Raw genomic sequence first — 16,475 nt, forward strand, 5'->3', positions numbered from 1 at the left:
CTCTCGCTCAAGTAGCGACACGGGCCCACGCAGTGAGAATTTTCGATTTGGTCACTGAGCATTTTCAGCGTGGCCACCGATCGGGTGATGACCTTGGCGCCCGCAACGGACAGGGCTCCCGGGCCGTTGGGTGAGGTGTTCGAAGTCTCAACCTGCCGGCCCAGGAGCCCTGTTGGTTCCCTATCCTGCCGCACTCGACCTGCCTCATGCGCTGGTCGAGTGGGTCACGATGCTTATCGTCACCCGTGAGGGTGACCGCCGCTGCAAGCTCCCGCCGCACAAGCGCGCCCTCGTCGCTCTCGCCTACCTGCGCAAGCACGACACTCTCGCGCAGATCGCCGCCGGGTTCGGCATATCCGTAGGCACCGCCCACGCCTACACCACCGCCGTCGTGCGGCTCCTCGCCGACCGGGCGCCGGGCCTGCTCAAGACCCTGCGCGAGCACGACCCGGACTACGTGCTCCTGGACGGCACCCTCAGCGAGTGCGACCGCCTGGGCGACGCACGCGCCGATTACTCCCACAAGCACCGGCGCCACGGCGTGAACGTGCAGATAGTCACCGATCCCCAAGGCCAGCTTCTGTGGATCTCATGCGGCCTTGCCGGGCCGCGCTCACGATCTGACCGCCGCACGCACCCACCGCATCATCCGAATCTGCGAACGCCAGGGCGTCCCGATCGTCGCCGACCGCGCCTACATCGGCGCAGGCTCCTGGGTCACCACCGCCATCCGCCGCCCGCCCAACGGCGAACTGTCACCGACCGAACGGACGCTGAACCGGGCACTCGCCCAGGCCCGCGCTCCTGTCGAACGAGGCGTCGCCCGCCTGAAGTCCTGGCGGATCTTCCGCCGGAGCCGCTGCAGCCCGAACCGCACGACGGACATCGCCGCCGCGGTCCTCACCCTGGAGAGGCAACGCTGAAAATGCTCACTGATCGGGTGGGGGTGGAGTGGGCTGAGCCCCACGGATGTTGAGTGAGGTGTTTGGCCTCGGCTCTTCATCGGTGGGGATCTGTGGTTGCTTGTCGTGTCGTACTCACTCGACGTCCCGCAGGTCCTTGTGGAGTGGGGCACGCTGCTGATCGTCACCCGTGAGGGCGACCGCAGGTGCAAGCTGCCGCCGTCCCGGTGTGCTCTGGCCGACTGGTGTACCTGCGCAGGACGAACGCACATCGCCGTCGGGTCCGGCATCGGTGCGGGCGCTGCTCACGCCTGCATCCGTATGGTCGTGGCGCTTCCGGCCGGCCGGGAGCGCCACGCCTGACCGCAGCGTTGAGACCCGTCAACCCCCGGTATGTCCTGCCCGACGGGACGCTCGCCGGGTGTGACCGGGGCGATGATTCGGGCAAGCACCGCAGGCACGGCGTGACCCTTCAGGCCATCACCGCTCCAGACGGGACATTCGTGTGGATCTCACTCGAGGTGCCGGGCCGGCCCATGATCCGGCCGGGGCCCGTTGGCACCGGATCACCGCCACCTGTACCCGGCTCGGCATCCCCGTCCTGGCCGGCAAGGCGTACCAGGGAGCCGGAGACGGTGCCGGTGCCGCGTCGCACAAGGCCCGGCAAGGACCCCGCGATCGCGCAGAGATGCGCCGCCCGGGCACACTCCCGCCTGAGACGGCCGGTGGACAGAGCGACCGCCCCGACCAAGACCTCCCGCGTCCCCCGTAAAGACACCCTGCACCCCCGACAACCTCACATCAATGAGCTTCTTCAGAGTGGCCACCGATCGGGTGACGATTGGGCCCACGAGAGCTTTGCGCTGCCGCAGCTCAGAGGGCAGTCAACCTCAGCCAGCCACTCATCCTCTGGAGTGACCGCTGAAGAAGCTCAATCGCCAAGACCGTCCCCACCCCGACGACTCACCGGCTGAAACGGCTCAGTGGTCTCCCGCCGTTTCGCCTCACTCTGCTTCTCAGGCTGACAGCAGGTGCAGGCCGCGCCCCGTGACCGGCTGGGTGTAAACCCACATCTACCGAGGGCTGTGTTCAAAGTCACGCCGCTTGAGCGCTGACCTTGACTCGCCGACGGCCGCGTTTCAAAGCGGGCATGCACAAGGGTTCCAACCTGACGATTACGGGTGAAACTGCGATCTGATGCGTCCTTCAAGCCCGCCACAGACCTCGATTCGCTGTGCGTCCACCAGTCGTGATCCACGGCCGGAGACAACGCGCCACGCAGACGGCTTGGGTAGTTGCTACTCAAGTACTGCCGCACGGGCTTCTGTCGGGAAGACGGATAGGCAAGGGTGCCGTCGTCCGATACCGATTCCGGTTCTCTCATTACATGCAGGGATGCACATGACCCCCGAACCCCAGGAATCCATAACCCGGCGGCGGCGCCGCGGTTTTGTGGCAGCCGCGGCAAGCCTTGTTGCCGCTTTGGTCGGCGCCGGCGTCACTCCCGCGTTCTCAATTGCAGCAGTCGACGCCCCGTCAGGATCCGTCCCGTTCAAGGCGGTATCCGACAAGCTGGGGAAGGCTGACGCGGATCTACTGGCGCAGGCGGAAGCCAAGGGCGAAAAGACCGTCACCTTGATGGTCGCGACCGCGCCCGGTTCCACTGCGGCGGTCGCCGCGCAGCTTGACGCAGTGAAGGGAGGTTCCGTAGGCCAGGTTTATGACAAGCTCGGTTACGTTCGCGCCACGCTACCGACCGAGGGCGCGAAAGCCGCGATCAAGGCGGCTGTCAAACTCTCGGCTGTCCACGGCATCGACCTCAGCCACGAGATCGAGCTGGACGATCCGACGCCGGCTGCGGACCGGGCCAAGAACGCCCTCCTGGCCTTGCCGGTAGCCGGTTCTCCGGCCCCTGGCAAGGACACGCCTGCAGCGAACCCCTACAACCCGTCCTTCGAAACTGGAGCGGTGGAGTTCGTCAAGAGCCACCCCGGATACGACGGCCGCGGCGTGACCATCGGCATCCTGGATTCCGGCGTCGATCTGGGCCACCCTGCCCTGCAGCAGACCACCACCGGCGAGCGTAAGATCGTCGACTGGGTAACTGCCACGGACCCGATCACCGACAACGACGGGACGTGGCGGGCTCAAACAACGCCTGTCACGGGCCCGACGTTCACGGCATCAGGCACTTCCTGGAAGGCCCCTGCCGGTTCGTACCAGTTCAGTCGGTTCAGTGAATCGATAACAGCCACCGGTGACATGGCGGGCGACGTCAACCGGGACGGAGACACCTCTGACCGGTTCGGCATGCTCTACGATCCGGCTGCGGGGACGGTACGGGTCGACACCGACCAGAACGGCGACTTCACGGACAACGTGCCGATGAAGCCGTACAAGGACGGGTACCAGGTCGGCTACTTCGGCACGGACAACCCGGCGACCCCGGTGGCCGAGCGGATCCCGTTCGTCATTGAAATCCGCAAGGACGTCCCGATGGACCCGCTCGGCGGCACCTGGGTGGGCAAGAAGGCCGACTTCGTCAACGTCGGCATCATCGAATCCGAGCACGGCACTCACGTGGCCGGCATCACCGCCGCCAAGGGCCTGTTCGGCGGGAAGATGAACGGCGCCGCACCCGGTGCCAAGCTTGTTTCGTCCCGCGCCTGCTCGTGGAGCGGTGGCTGCACCAACGTCGCACTCACCGAGGGCATGGCCGATCTGGTCATCAATCGCGGTGTCGACATCGTCAACATGTCGATCGGCGGTCTGCCCGCGCTGAACGACGGCAACAACGCGCGCGCTGAGCTCTACTCCCGGCTCATTGACACCTACGGCGTTCAGCTGGTCATCTCGGCCGGGAACGAGGGGCCTGGTCTCAACACGATCGGGGACCCCGGCCTCGCCGACAAGGTGATCTCCGTCGGCGCTGCGGTCTCCAAGGAGACGTGGGCCGCCAACTACGGTTCGGTCGTGACGAATTCGTACGCCATGTTCCCCTTCTCCTCGCGCGGGCCGCGCGAGGACGGCGGCTTCACCCCGACCCTCACGGCACCCGGTGCTGCGGTCAACACCATCCAGACCTGGCTCCCCGGCGCGCCGGTGAAGGAGGCCGGCTACCAGCTCCCGGCCGGGTACGGCATGCTTCAGGGAACCTCGATGTCCTCGCCTCAGGCCGCTGGTGCGAGCGCGCTGCTGCTCTCTGCTGCCAAGCAGCGTGGTATGGAGCTCTCGCCCGCAGATCTGCGCACGGCACTCACAAGCACTGCGAAGAGGATCGTCGGGGCAAAGGCGCATGAGCAGGGCTCTGGGCTGATCAACGTCGTCGGAGCCTGGGCGGCGGTAGAGGATCATGCCACGGCGCACGAGTACAAGGTCATGGCACCGGTCGACACCGCGATCGACGAGTTCCTGCAGACTCCTGGCTTTGGTACCGGTATCTACGATCGCGAGGGCGGTCTGAAGGTCCGGCAGAAGAAGACGTACAACGTCACGGTCGTCCGCACGACCGGGCCGGACCGTCCGGTTCGTCATGAGATGCGCTGGAAGTACAACGACGGCACCTTCAGGCTGCTCGGTGCGCCTTCCGTGGAGCTCCCTCTGAACACGCCGGTCACCGTCAAGGTCGGTGCGCACCCACTTCTTTCGGGAGTTCGCAGCGCCATCCTGGAACTGGACGACACCACCACCGCCGGTGTGGACAAGCAGGTTCTCGCTACCGTTGTCGTCTCGGAGAAGCTGACCAAGCCCGGGTACTCCTTCTCGGCCTCCAGTTCCGTGCAGCGCAACAGCCACAAGTCGTACTTCGTGACCGTTCCGGAGGGCGCCAAGACTCTGGAGGTTGCCCTCGGCGGGCTGAAGGACAGCAGCCAGACCCGTTTCATCTCCATTCATCCGTACGGTGTGGGCGTCGAGGACAGCGCCACGATCAACTGCTACCCGAACTACACCAACCCAGAGAACACCTGCCGTCCCGACCAGCGCTCCTACAGCGACCCGCAGCCGGGAGTCTGGGAGATCGAGGTCGAGTCCCGCCGCACATCCCCGCTGCTGGACAACCCGTTCAGAATTGACGTCACACTGCTCGGCGCCGCTTTCGACCCCGCTGTGCAGACCCTCTCCGAGGTTCACGTCGGTGCACCGACTCAGGTCCAGTGGACGGTCAGCAACGGATTCGCCGGCATCAACGGCAAGCTGAGGGGCGGCCCGCTGGGCTCGGCGAAGGTCACCCGTCCATCGATCGAGGACCAGGAGACCCAGGAGACGGCCGTCACTCTCGCGAGCGGCGTCGAGAGGCTGGATGTCTCCATCGGCGGTGTCTCGGATGCCGCGGCCGACCTCGACCTTGAGCTCTGGCTGGGCGACACGTTGGTGGGACAGTCCGCGGACGGCGACTCGGAGGAGTCCGTCAGCATCGACAACCCCGCTGCCGGCACATACACGATCCGTGTGGTGGGCTATGCCGTACCGGCTGGTTCGACGGAGTTCGACTACCAGGACGTGTACTTCGCGCCCTCTCTCGGCAGCGTCAACGTCGACGATGCGCAGCCCGTAGTGCTCGCGAACGGTGCAACAGCCCAGCTAGCTGCCGATGTGGTTGCAGCCGCCCCCGCCCCCGAAGGACGCCGGTTCTTCGGCGAGGTTCAGCTGCTCAACGCCCATGGCACGCCCGCTGGCACGGGTCACGTCGTGATCGAAAAGGTCACGCCGTAGGAGCGTTGCGTATAGCAAGGGTGGGCATCTGGGCTACCGGGTGCCCACCCGCGCACGTTGCCGCAGAGTGGGCGCGTCCAGCATGGCGCCATTCTGAGCACGGCTTCACCCGCCTTGCCTTGCTCAACTGGAGGCCTCCGCGTAGGCGGGCGGGCCAGAGCTGTCTCTCGCATCTAGCGCCCTCGACTGTTGTCAGGGCGCTCAGCGATTTGCGCCACCATGGATTGCTTCGTGCAGATCACGAAGTGAGAGCTGCACCCCGGCTTAGCATGGGTACCGCTACTCCATTGTGCGAGGTGAGAGCCCTATAGCCTCTAATGCGCGCAGGCCCCGCCGCCATGCCCACTCCCGGGACGCAGTTTCTCGCGCCGACCCTGGCTGGAACGGGGCGAGCTCACCAATCGGCAGCGGCAAGCGCCCCGTGGCACTTCAAAGGAGACTTAGAACCGTGGCTGTACGCACTGCTGTCCTTGACGATCTTCCGTCCGTCTTGGAACTTGCCATCGCGTTCTACGAAGAAGGTGGATTCACCACACCGGAATCCACCCTTCGCGCCAACCTCGCCGTCTTGGTCGGTTCATCCATCGCTCGAGTGGCGGTTCAGGCCAAAGGTGATGACATCCTAGGGTTCGCGATCACCACGACGACCTTGGGGCTCGAAGGAGGACTGGTAGCTGAGCTCCAGGACCTCTACGTGACGCCAAACATTCGCGGACGCGGCTACGGTAGTCAGCTGATCAAGGACTCCTTGCGTTGGTCCTCTGCGCATGGCTGCAGCGCAGTCGAGTTGGTAATCGCCCCGAATGGAAGTGACGTTCGGCACTTGTTCGACTACTATGCCCAGCGCGGATTCGTCGACACAGGGCGGAGCCTGCTCGCCCACAGGTTCGCGTGGAATTCTCAGCCAGCGCACGGGAATCGGATGCCAGCATCTGCCACGACGCTTCCCAGCAATGCGCCTGGGCACTGAGCGATGTGGCGGTTGTTTGGTCGGCCCGAGGGACCGTAGCGCGAAGGCACCTTCGAGCCGCAGATCGTCAAGAAGCGCCAACACCGGCTGACCGGCGTTGACGAATTATCCTGTCGCTCGCGGCGAGGGGCCTGACCCGCAGCGAGATCTCCGCACCTCCGCCAGACGTCCAGGGAGCCGAGGTCTCCAAGCAGACCATCTCGACGATCACGGATTCGGTGATGGAGGGCGTGGCCGAATGGCAGGCGCGCCCGCTCGGCAAGGGGCGGTTTCCAGTGATCGTTTCGAATCAGCAGTAGGTGAGTCGCTTGGCCAGCGTCTCATGCCTCGGCCGGGGTGCGGTCTCCGACGACCCGGCGGGCACGTTGGCTGAAATGCTGCTCGACTTGCGCGAGGTCACGGGCGGCGGTGTTGTCAACGACTCTTTCATCTTGCCCCCTCCCGGGGCTCTCGGGCTCTGACGCTTGTCGTAGCACTCTTTGATCATGATGGGTGCGTCGATGGCGGGGCGGGGAAGGAAGCGGAGGCCGGCCCCTGAGGCTGAGTACTGGCGGCTGCTGGCGTCGGGTAAGGGCACGGTCAAGGCGCGCAGGCAGCTCGGGATTGGCAGGAAGACCAGCTGCCGTTGGAGGGAGGAGAGCGGCGGTGTCCCGCCGGCCCCCCTCCGGAGCATTCCGTTCGGACCGCTGCCTCTCGCTGCTGGCAGGCAATGGGATCGCCACCCTGCACGAGCGCGGCCTGGGCGTCCGCGAGATAACCGGGCGGCTCGGACGGGCGCCGTCGACGGCCAGGCGCGGGCTGCGCTGCAACAGCCGTCGTCATGACAACGGCGTCTATGACGCCGGCTTGGCCCATCAGCGATCCCGGGGAGCGGTTCCGTCGACCGCGGCGAGTCAAGATGGCGGCCGATCTGGAACTGAAGGCCGAGTCCCAGGACAAGCTCAATCCGAGTGCATCGCCGCTATCCGGGCGGCCATCCGGGAAGTCCCGGCAGCTGGCCGGGCCGCGGCCTGCAGTGCACCGCCCACGACTACACCGAGCCGGGCAAACCCCGCAGCGCCTGGAACGACGCCCAGGCCCGCACCGCGCTGGTGGAATCCCATGTCACGGATGCACTGCGGCTGCTCGGGCGGGACAGCTGCCCGAGAAGCGGCTCGGCGAGAAAGCCGCGAACGCGGTGGGCATCCCGGCCGCCGGGCAGGGCGTCGAACCGGCTGAGGGACTCCGGACGGCCGCGACGGGCGCTGGGGCCCGGGCCACCGCCCCGGGCCGCATGGTCTCCACGGTCGATCCCGAAGCCCGCCACGTCGCAAGACTCAATCCCATCAGCAGGACGGATACAAGGCCCACCTCGCCGTCGAGCCCGAGACCGGCCCGTTCACCGCCGTTGCTCTCGCTCCCGGAGCCGGGCCGGAACACCAAGAGGCCGCTGTCGCCTGGATCTGCTCGCCGAGGAGGACGAGCCGGTTCACGCCTTCGGCGACATCGCCTGCCTCACCGGCAACGCCCGCCAGGTGCTGGAGCGGGTCAGGCACCGGCTGCTTCGCCGTCGCCGCCACCGTGACCTGTTCCCAAGGGCACACAGTCCCGCTGCCGGACCCCGGCGGACAGCACCACCAGCGCAAAGCAGCCTTCAGGGACCTGTGCAGCGGGTGCTATCCGCGCGAGCGGTGCACCAAAGCCAAAGCAGGCCGGATCCTGACCATTCGCTCCCACGACCTCCAGGCGGCCTCTTGTCATCAGGCCGCGACCGCCCCTGGCAGGCAAGACGCCCACCGCCACCGGCAACCACCCGCCGAACATGCCCTGGCGGGGTGGCCGGAGCAGCGACGGCAGAGCTCTAGGCCGGTGGAAAATGGGGCGAACAGATTGCATGGATCATGAAGCTGCTGCGCCTGACTGATGAAATTGAGTACTCACTGCTCGGGAGATTGTCTATGTTTTGTCAAGATAATTCATACGAGCTAATCGACCCATGGGCATTGCCGCCTCACGGTAGGAACCGCTGTAGGAGCAGTGTGCAGGGCAATAGGTAAGGAATGAAATTGCGTATTCAATTAAGGATCACCAGTATGGGGATAGCGGCAGGGATCGCGCTTGCTGCTCTTTCCGGGTTTGCCGTCGCCTCATCCGCCAAGGGGGATCTTCGAAGCGCTGTAGTCGCGGGCGACGAGCTTGACCCGCCAAGGCCTACGACTGGCTACATCATCCACGTAACGGGCGGGTGACTGTCCAGGGATTCAAGTGGCTCATGAGCATCCACGCATAGAGTTGTGTCTTTGCCAGGCCTGCGCGGGCAATCGCCAGCTCAGGCCTGGTTGCTTGGACCGCTTGTCGTTCCTGGATTTGCCGCCGTTCTTGGCTGCCGGAGCCGGCCGGTCACAGCCGAGAGGATCGCTCATCTCCCCTCGAGAGCAGACTCCAACACACGCCCTGGCGGCTGCCTGGGCAGGCCTCCCTCATCCGTCAGCTGCAAGCCCTCGGCCTGAGCCCGGGCCACGAGTTCGTTCATGAACCGGCCATCCACGCCCGTCGACGCGGTGCCCGCTCCATGACCGGAGTTATACCGCTCTTCCATGCAGCCCTTCTGGAGTCGCCAGCAGGTGAGCGGGCGAGGCTTCTGGGGCGGTGGCGTGCTCGCCGACCTGCTGGCGGGCGCCGGGCCCGGATCCGTGTGAGACGCCACGTCCGGCATGGACGCGTTTCACGTCCAGGGCCCATGCCGGGCGACGGTGCCTGTCGTGGCCACGGTCGCCTGACACGGGTCGGGCCGTCGCCGCGGGCGGCCGAAGTTGCCACGGACCGGTGGGACGCTGCCTGGAGCAAGGGATGAACTGCGTGACGGCGGTGCGGTTCCCTCCGGTGGGCGTGACCGCAGGCGGATTGCCTGAGGCATAGCGACCAGGTGATACTTGCTGCCGTCCTGCCCGGTCGACAGGGCTTCGCCCTCTCTTGGATCCCCCTCTCTGCCGCGTGTATGCAGGAGTTGACTCACTGAGCTTCTTCAGAGTGGCCACCGATCGGGTGACGATTGGGCCCACGAGAGCTTTGCGCTGCCGCAGCTCAGAGGGCAGTCAACCTCAGCCAGCCACTCATCCTCTGGAGTGACCGCTGAAGAAGCTCACTGCGCGCGAGCAGTCAGGAACATCCGCTCCGCACAGCCGGGCCAGGAGAGTCTCGTGCAACCGCGGCCAACCGTCGGCTTCAGGCCACTCGGCCAGACGCCCCGGCAGGTCATGCCCGAACCGAAGCCCAGCTCCTGCGGAAGGCGCTTCCACATGATCCCTGCGTGCAGCACGAACAGGATGCTGCAATACCAGCCGGTCCGGATGCGGCTTCGGCCCAGGATGACGAACCGAGCCGCTACGCCTCGGCAACAGCGGCTCGATCACCGCCCACACGTGTCATCGACGTCCCACTGCCTACGCCGGCGCACCCCACACGACCGGATCAACGCTCTGAGAGCCACCCACCCAGCCCGAAGATCATTTCACTCAGGGGTTGTATAAGAGCGTCCGCCAGTAGGTGGGTGAAGTGGTGCAGGCACGGTCCCCGATCATGGAGTTCTTCACGCTTCATGATCACTCGGGGTGTCCGTGCCTGCTGTTCCATCATGCCTGCTCAAACCAGTCCGCGACCAGTTCCTGGCACTGTTGCCTGCCCGTGAGGACCATCATCCGCTCGGCTGTCACAACCCCCGGATTGCAGACGAGGTCGTCTTCGACCGCCTGGTGCAAGTGCTCGTGTTCGGCTGCGGATACGAACGGGTGGCCGATGGCCGCTGCTCTGCCACCACGCTGCGCCGGCGCAGAGACGAATGGATCGCACTCGGGGTGATGGAACAACTTCGGCTGCTGGTCCTGTCCGCCTACGACCGCATGATCGGCCTCGAACTCGATCATCTCATCGCGGACGGATGCATCACCAAGGCGCCCGCCGGCGGCGAGTGCGCGGGAAGAAGCCCGGTCGACCGCGGCAAACAGGGCCTCAAACGCTCGCAGTTGACCGAAGCGCAGGGCATACCGCTCGTCACCGAGCCGGCGCCCGCGAACATCCGCGATCACACCTTGCTGCCAGCCATTCTGGACGCCTACCGCGGCCTTGGGAACGTCCTGGGCCCCTTGCCGGAACACCCGCGGCTGGGTCTGGACGCCGGCTACGACTACCGGGGCCTTGACCCCTGATCTTGGACACACGAGAGACTGGATCCTGTGGATCTGAGGACGGACATCTCGTGGTCATGAAGAACTATCCGCCGGAGTTCAAGGCGGACGCTGTCGCGCTGTACCAGTCGCGGCCCGGAGCGACGATCAGGCAGATCGCCGCTGATCTGGGGATCAACCCCGAGACGCTGCGCAACTGGATCCGGGCGGGCGGCGCGAGCCGTCCCCGCGGTCACCGGGCGGAGGAACCGGCCCGGCCACCGGTGCCCCTGGAGGCGGAGAACGCCGCTTTGCGCAAGAAGGTCCGTGAGCTGGAGGAGGAACGCGAGATCCTGCGGAAGGCGGCGAAGTATTTCGCCGGGGAGACGCGCTGGTGAACCGCTTCCAGTTCGTCGCCGACCATCAGCGCCGCTTCGGCGTGAAGCGGCTGTGCACCATCCTCTGTATCGCCCGCTCCAGCTTCTACCACTGGCGCGCGACAGCCCCCGACCGGGCCGCCCGCCAGGCGGCCGACGCCCGCCTCGCAGCCCGGATACGGGCCGTGCACCTCGAATCGGATGGCACCTACGGCGTTCCCAGGATCACCGCCGAGCTCCGCGCGGACGGCGAACATGTCAACCACAAGCGGATCGCCCGCGTGATGCGAAGCATCAATCTGCAAGGAGTGCGGCTGCGTCGCAGACACCGCACCACGATCCCGGACGAGGCGGCCGCGAAGACCCCCGACATGATCAAACGGGACTTCACGGCCGACACGGTGAACAGTAAGTACGTCGGTGACATCACGTATCTCCCTTTGGAAGGCGGGAAGTTCTTGTATCTGGCCACCGTCATCGACCTCGCCTCACGGCGTCTGGCCGGCTGGGCACTCGCGGAGCACATGCGAACCGAGCTCGTCACCGACGCCCTGGCCGCCGCCCAGCGAACCCGCGGCAGCCTCGCCGGTGCGATCATGCACACCGACCACGGCGCGCAATACGTGAGTCGGGCATTCGCCGAAGCCTGCAGGTCAGCAGGGGTGATCCAGAGCATGGGCACGATCGGGTCCAGCGCGGACAACGCACTCGCCGAGTCCTTCAACGCAGCCTTCAAACGGGAAACACTCCAAGGCAGAAAGTCCTGGCCCAGCGAGCGCGAAGCCCGCCTCGACGCATTCCGGTGGCTCCACCGCTACAACACCCGGCGCCGTCACTCCCGCCTTGGACACCGCAGCCCCATCGCCTACGAAACAGCAGCCACAACACCATCAACTACGCTGGCCCAAGCCGCATAACCCGTGTCCAGTATTCGGGGTCAAGGCCCCCGGCCCGTCCGCGACGACCTGGCCGAACGCGGCATCGACGCCCGGATCACTCGCCGCGGAATGAAGGTCCCTATCCAGGCCGGTGGACGCTGGGCCGTCGAGCGGACGAACTCCTGGCTGAACAGCTTCGGGAAACTCCGCCGCTGCACCGAGCGACGCAAAGCCGCGATCGGGTTCTACATCGCCCTGGCCTGCATATTCGTCACCATCCGCCACCCGATCCGCAAGGCCTGGACCCACTACCGATGGGACACACGACCCCGCACACCCCGCATCCGATGACCTACTGGCGGACGCTCTAAGTACCGGCTGCTCATGAAGAAGCGCCGGGACTCATCGCATATTTGGAACCTGCGCCGGCAGCCCTGTTCAAGCTGACGGGTTTCAGGAAGCGGCCTTTGTTGTGCCGAACGTGGTCTGCTCCAAGGCACCGGCCTGCGTCAGTGATACCGCACCGGTGCGCATGCCACGTGATTCATCGGAAGGTTGCTCCATGGTGGGTGTTCCCACGGCTCCGCCCCGTCTATTGTCTCCTGACGCGCTCAAGGAGCAGGTGGCGATTGGGCAGATTGCCCTGCACGTCTCCGGTGACGGCCAAGGCACGGTCGTGTACACGCGCCGGGAGATCCGTGACGGCTTGGATCGCATCGATCTGTGGGCAGTGGACTATGACGGAGGGGAACCCCGTCGGCTCACGGACGGTCCTTCCATCGACACCCACCCCCGGATCGCGCCAGGCGGTGGATCGGTGGCGTTCATCTCTGATGACGGTGATCTTCCGGCACAGGTGGACGTGGTGTCGTTGGAGACCGGCAGCAGGCATCAACTCACTGCCCTTCCCGGAGGAGTCCGCGATTTCGACTGGTCCCCTGACGGGCGGTGGCTCGCCGTACTCGCTCAGGACGTGGATTCTCCATTCGAAGTGGCGGCCGCGCCACCGTCAGCGGACGCGGATGCCAAAGACAGCTACGGTGTGGTCTGTCGTGTGATCGAGCGTTCGAACTGGCGCTTTGACGGGGAAGGGCTGAGGCTGCGCCCGTTCCATGTGCACCGAGTGCCTGTGAGTGCCGACTCCACCTCAGCGCGTCAGCTGACGTTCGGCCCCGAGTTCCTATCTCGTCCACGCGTTGACCGTGACGGTGTGATCCATGTTCTGGCCGACCTGCGGGAGGACGCAGACATTGCGCCGTGCCCCCAGGTGCACAAGCTGCAGCCGGGGCCGCAAGGCACACAGGAGTGGGAGCAAGTCACATTCCTGGCTGGGGGAGTGCGGCGCTATCATCTCGCGGCTGATGGCAGCATCGTCGCGATCGGTCACGACGTCGCTGCCCCGCGTTCAGCCGAGCCCTCACAGGCGTACCGGATCTTGCCCGACCTGAGTCATGTGCCATTGCTCGGCGACTCCGTGGCGGACCTCTGGGTCGGCGAGCTCGGCGGTGAGAGCGATCTGCACGACTGGTGGACCGATGGCGACGACTCGGCGGATGTCACCACGGTCAGCATTGGCGGCGATGTGCTTCCTGTCCGCCTCAGCAGCGGGGAACGCCTGCTGGACGCCCGCTATGGATGCCAGGTGTCTTCCATAGCGGAGCACGGTGGGCGCACTGTCGCCGTACTGGTGCAAGGAGCTCTTTGCGCACCGGAGGTCTACGCCCTGGAGGGCTCAGGATCTCGCCGTCTGACCCAGCACGGCTCGCTCTGGCTGGACCGCTACGTGCTTCCTACTGTGGAACGCAGACAAGTGCCGGGCCCGGCCGGAAGCATCACCGTCTACCTTGCAGAGCCTCCCGGTCTGGTGGACCGGACAGCGGTGCCGCTCGTCCTGGCCCTCCACGGCGGTCCGACGCTCCAGTGGGGCATGTATCCCACTTTGGAAGCGATGATTCTGGCCTCTGCCGGCTACCGAGTGGCCATGCCGAACCTGAGAGGATCCCTTGACCAGGGCCGTCACTGGGCCGGCAGCTTGCACGGTGCTTGGGGAGAAGTCGACGCCGCCGACGCTCACGCCGTGCTGGACCACCTCATCGAGACAGGTCTTGCCGAGCACGGCCGCATCGGTGTGTGCGGAGCGTCGTACGGCGGCTTCCTCACCTATTGGCTTGCCGCCACCAGCCCTCGCTTTGCCGCGGCCGTCGCGGAGAACGGGGTCAGCAATCAGATCACGGCGTGGAGCGCCTGCGACACCGGCCCCACGTACGCAGAAGCCGCAGGGCTGGGCGACCCGACCAGCGAAGAAGGAGCAGCCCGCCTGTGGAGGGCCTCGCCGTTGCGCCATGCCGAACACCTGAACACCCCGCTCCTCATCCTGCAGGCCGAGGACGATCTCCGATGCCCCCCCGCGGACAACGAGCAGATGTTCATCGCGCTACGCCGCCTGAGCCGGCATGTCGCCTATGTGCTCTACCCGGAATCCGACCACCTGATGCAAGGCACGGCACGGCTGGACCGGCGCGTCGACCGTCATCGACGCGTCATGGACTGGTTCCGCCGCCATCTGCCGCTTCATCGCACCTGAAAGACAGGAAGGCCCGCACACGCCATGCCCGCATCCTTCAGCCTGCACCGACTCATTCGGCTCACCGCTCCGCTTGCCGCCGCGATCGGCCTCACCGTAGGCGCGAACTACGTGATCCCCGCCGAGTCGCTCGCCACAACGCCGTCAACAGGGGACTACCGCATCGGCCACGAACAACCGATCGACAGCATCAACCCTCTGGGGCAGCAGAACATCATCGCCAACACCGTCTCCCAACTGTCTTATGACCTCCTGCTGAACTACCGCACCCTGGACGGTCGCCCAGACCTGGAGCACTCGCTTGCCGAGTCCTACTCGCTCTCCCCGGACGGCAAGACGTGGACGTTCAAACTCAGATCCGGTGTCACCTGGTCCGACGGGAAGCCCTTTACGAGCGCGGACGTCAAGTGGACCTACGACGCAGTACGTACCAACGAGACCAACATGCTCAGCGGGTACACGACCAGCGTCCGTGAAATCGCCACACCCACCCCCCTCACCGTGCGCCTCAGCCTGACGGAACCGGACGCACGACTCGACTCCGTCTTCATTCCGATCCTTCCGAAGCACATCTTCGCCAGCGTGCCCATCGACAAGATCGACAAGGCGCCGGTACCACTTCCCAGCGTGACCACGGCACCGTTCAGCATCAAGAAATGGAACAAAAACGGCACCACGGAACTTGTCCCCAATCCAACTTTCCGTGGCGAGAAACCTCAGATGAAGCGCGTGCTCTTCGTCCACTATGACGACGGCGAGGCCGCACTGCGCGATCTGAAGCTCAAGGGCCTCGACATGGTCTCCGAGGGCAACAGCCGATGGGTGGAACAGCTCAAGACGGCCAAGGACATCAAGGTCTGGGGTGCTGCATCCCCCGGGTTCTCCGAAATAGCCTTCAACTCCTGCCCGCCCAAGGGAGCCGGGGCATGTTCAGGACCGGGCAAGGGGGCAAAGGTCTCCGTAGTGCAGGATCCCGCTATCCGGCAGGCCATCGCATGGGGCATCGACCGCGAAGCCCTCTCCCGCACGGTTTACGGCGGCCAGAACCCCCCTGCCTACGGACTGATTTCCCCTTACTACTCGCGATACTTCAAAGACCACTCTCGCGACGCAGAGATCGGCTACCAGTACGACCCTGCCAAGGCGCGAGACATCCTGAAGGCCGGCGGCTGGGACTGCACCCGGCATCCATGCACCAAGGGCGGCACACCCGCACGCTTCGAGATGATGGTGCGATCAACCGAAGACCAGGACCAGAATGCCGTACGTCGCATCCGTGCCTGGGCAGCAGACCTGGGCATCACCATCGACATGGCCGTCGTCACCGAAGACGCCCTCAACAATGCCATCTACGCACCGGGCAAGGACGATGACCACTACGCGCCCACCTTCGACGCCTTCTACTGGGCATGGTCCGGAGACATCGGTACCCCGGACTTCAACTTCGAAGTCCTCCGCACAGACAGCACCTGGCAGGACTCCTTCTACTCCAACCCCGCCTATGACCGCGTTTCCCTGAAAGCCCTGAAGAGCACAGACCCCGCAGAACGCATGTCCGCCATGCACGAGGCGGAGAAGATCGCCATGAAGGACCTGCCCTACATCCCCACGGTCTACTCACACAGCCTCACCCTCACCCGCAACGACACATGGCACGGATACCTCACATCACCGCAGCCGAACGGATCGCCCTTCGGAACGAACTGGCTGCAGCTGACTCACCTGCGGCCAGGACCCGACACGGCAAGCGCGAAGAGCCAGCGCCCGAATGCGGGCCCCCGGCAACTGTCGCTCCCCTCGGTAGCGGTGCTCGTTGCGGCAGCAGCGGGCGTCGGATTCATCCTAGGACGACGCAGGAAGCCGTCAGTAAGTCACCTGCGCGACTGGACCGATGAGGACTGAGAAAGGC

General features: G+C 65.5%; 6 protein-coding genes and 5 pseudogenes. All 11 read left to right on the plus strand.

From position 1 onward, the window contains the following. The first annotated feature begins 172 nt into the window (after nucleotides 1-172). The 11 genes and pseudogenes from OG462_RS43755 (at nucleotide 173) to OG462_RS43805 (ending at nucleotide 16,468) form a co-directional block, all read left to right on the plus strand. Nucleotides 173-923 (plus strand): annotated as a pseudogene (locus tag OG462_RS43755) (transposase family protein). Nucleotides 924-1,019: 96 nt separating this feature from the next. Next, nucleotides 1,020-1,696 (plus strand): annotated as a pseudogene (locus OG462_RS43760) (transposase family protein); the annotation flags it as partial. Between the two features lie 607 nt (nucleotides 1,697-2,303). Next, complete coding sequence (locus OG462_RS43765) at nucleotides 2,304-5,615, plus strand: S8 family serine peptidase (protein WP_406053715.1); 3,312 nt, start codon at nucleotides 2,304-2,306, stop codon at nucleotides 5,613-5,615. Between the two features lie 448 nt (nucleotides 5,616-6,063). Further along, on the plus strand, nucleotides 6,064-6,585 hold the full coding sequence (locus tag OG462_RS43770) for a GNAT family N-acetyltransferase (protein ID WP_406053713.1): 522 nt from the start codon (nucleotides 6,064-6,066) through the stop codon (nucleotides 6,583-6,585). Nucleotides 6,586-6,624: 39 nt separating this feature from the next. Continuing rightward, nucleotides 6,625-6,842, plus strand: a pseudogene (locus OG462_RS43775) (transposase); the annotation flags it as partial. 1,303 nt (nucleotides 6,843-8,145) lie between these two features. Beyond that, on the plus strand, nucleotides 8,146-8,469 hold the full coding sequence (locus OG462_RS43780; RefSeq protein ID WP_406053711.1) for a transposase: 324 nt from the start codon (nucleotides 8,146-8,148) through the stop codon (nucleotides 8,467-8,469). A 1,712-nt stretch (nucleotides 8,470-10,181) separates the two neighbouring features. Continuing rightward, nucleotides 10,182-10,754, plus strand: a pseudogene (locus OG462_RS43785) (IS5/IS1182 family transposase); the annotation flags it as partial. 65 nt (nucleotides 10,755-10,819) lie between these two features. Further along, nucleotides 10,820-12,021, plus strand: a protein-coding gene (locus OG462_RS43790) for an IS3 family transposase (RefSeq protein WP_406053589.1) whose coding sequence is annotated in 2 segments (ribosomal slippage) — nucleotides 10,820-11,105 and nucleotides 11,105-12,021 — 1,203 coding nt in all. Because the reading frame shifts where the segments join, the coding sequence is not laid out codon by codon here. 18 nt (nucleotides 12,022-12,039) lie between these two features. Continuing rightward, nucleotides 12,040-12,333, plus strand: a pseudogene (locus tag OG462_RS43795) (IS5/IS1182 family transposase); the annotation flags it as partial. 271 nt (nucleotides 12,334-12,604) lie between these two features. Beyond that, on the plus strand, nucleotides 12,605-14,566 hold the full coding sequence (locus OG462_RS43800) for a S9 family peptidase (RefSeq protein WP_406053709.1): 1,962 nt from the start codon (nucleotides 12,605-12,607) through the stop codon (nucleotides 14,564-14,566). Nucleotides 14,567-14,590: 24 nt separating this feature from the next. Next, the gene (locus tag OG462_RS43805) at nucleotides 14,591-16,468 is read left to right on the plus strand and encodes an ABC transporter substrate-binding protein (RefSeq protein ID WP_406053707.1); all 1,878 of its coding nucleotides are present in this window, start codon (nucleotides 14,591-14,593) and stop codon (nucleotides 16,466-16,468) included. Nucleotides 16,469-16,475 lie beyond the last annotated feature (7 nt).

The sequence above is a fragment of the Streptomyces sp. NBC_01077 genome (assembly GCF_045162855.1).
Lineage (GTDB): Bacteria > Actinomycetota > Actinomycetes > Streptomycetales > Streptomycetaceae > Streptomyces.

What these genes read in the sequence shown, in the direction of transcription:
- OG462_RS43805 (WP_406053707.1), top strand. Translation starts at nt 14,591, where the DNA reads ATGCCCGCATCCTTCAGCCTGCACCGACTCATTCGGCTCACCGCTCCG.
- OG462_RS43765 (WP_406053715.1), top strand. Translation starts at nt 2,304, where the DNA reads ATGACCCCCGAACCCCAGGAATCCATAACCCGGCGGCGGCGCCGCGGT.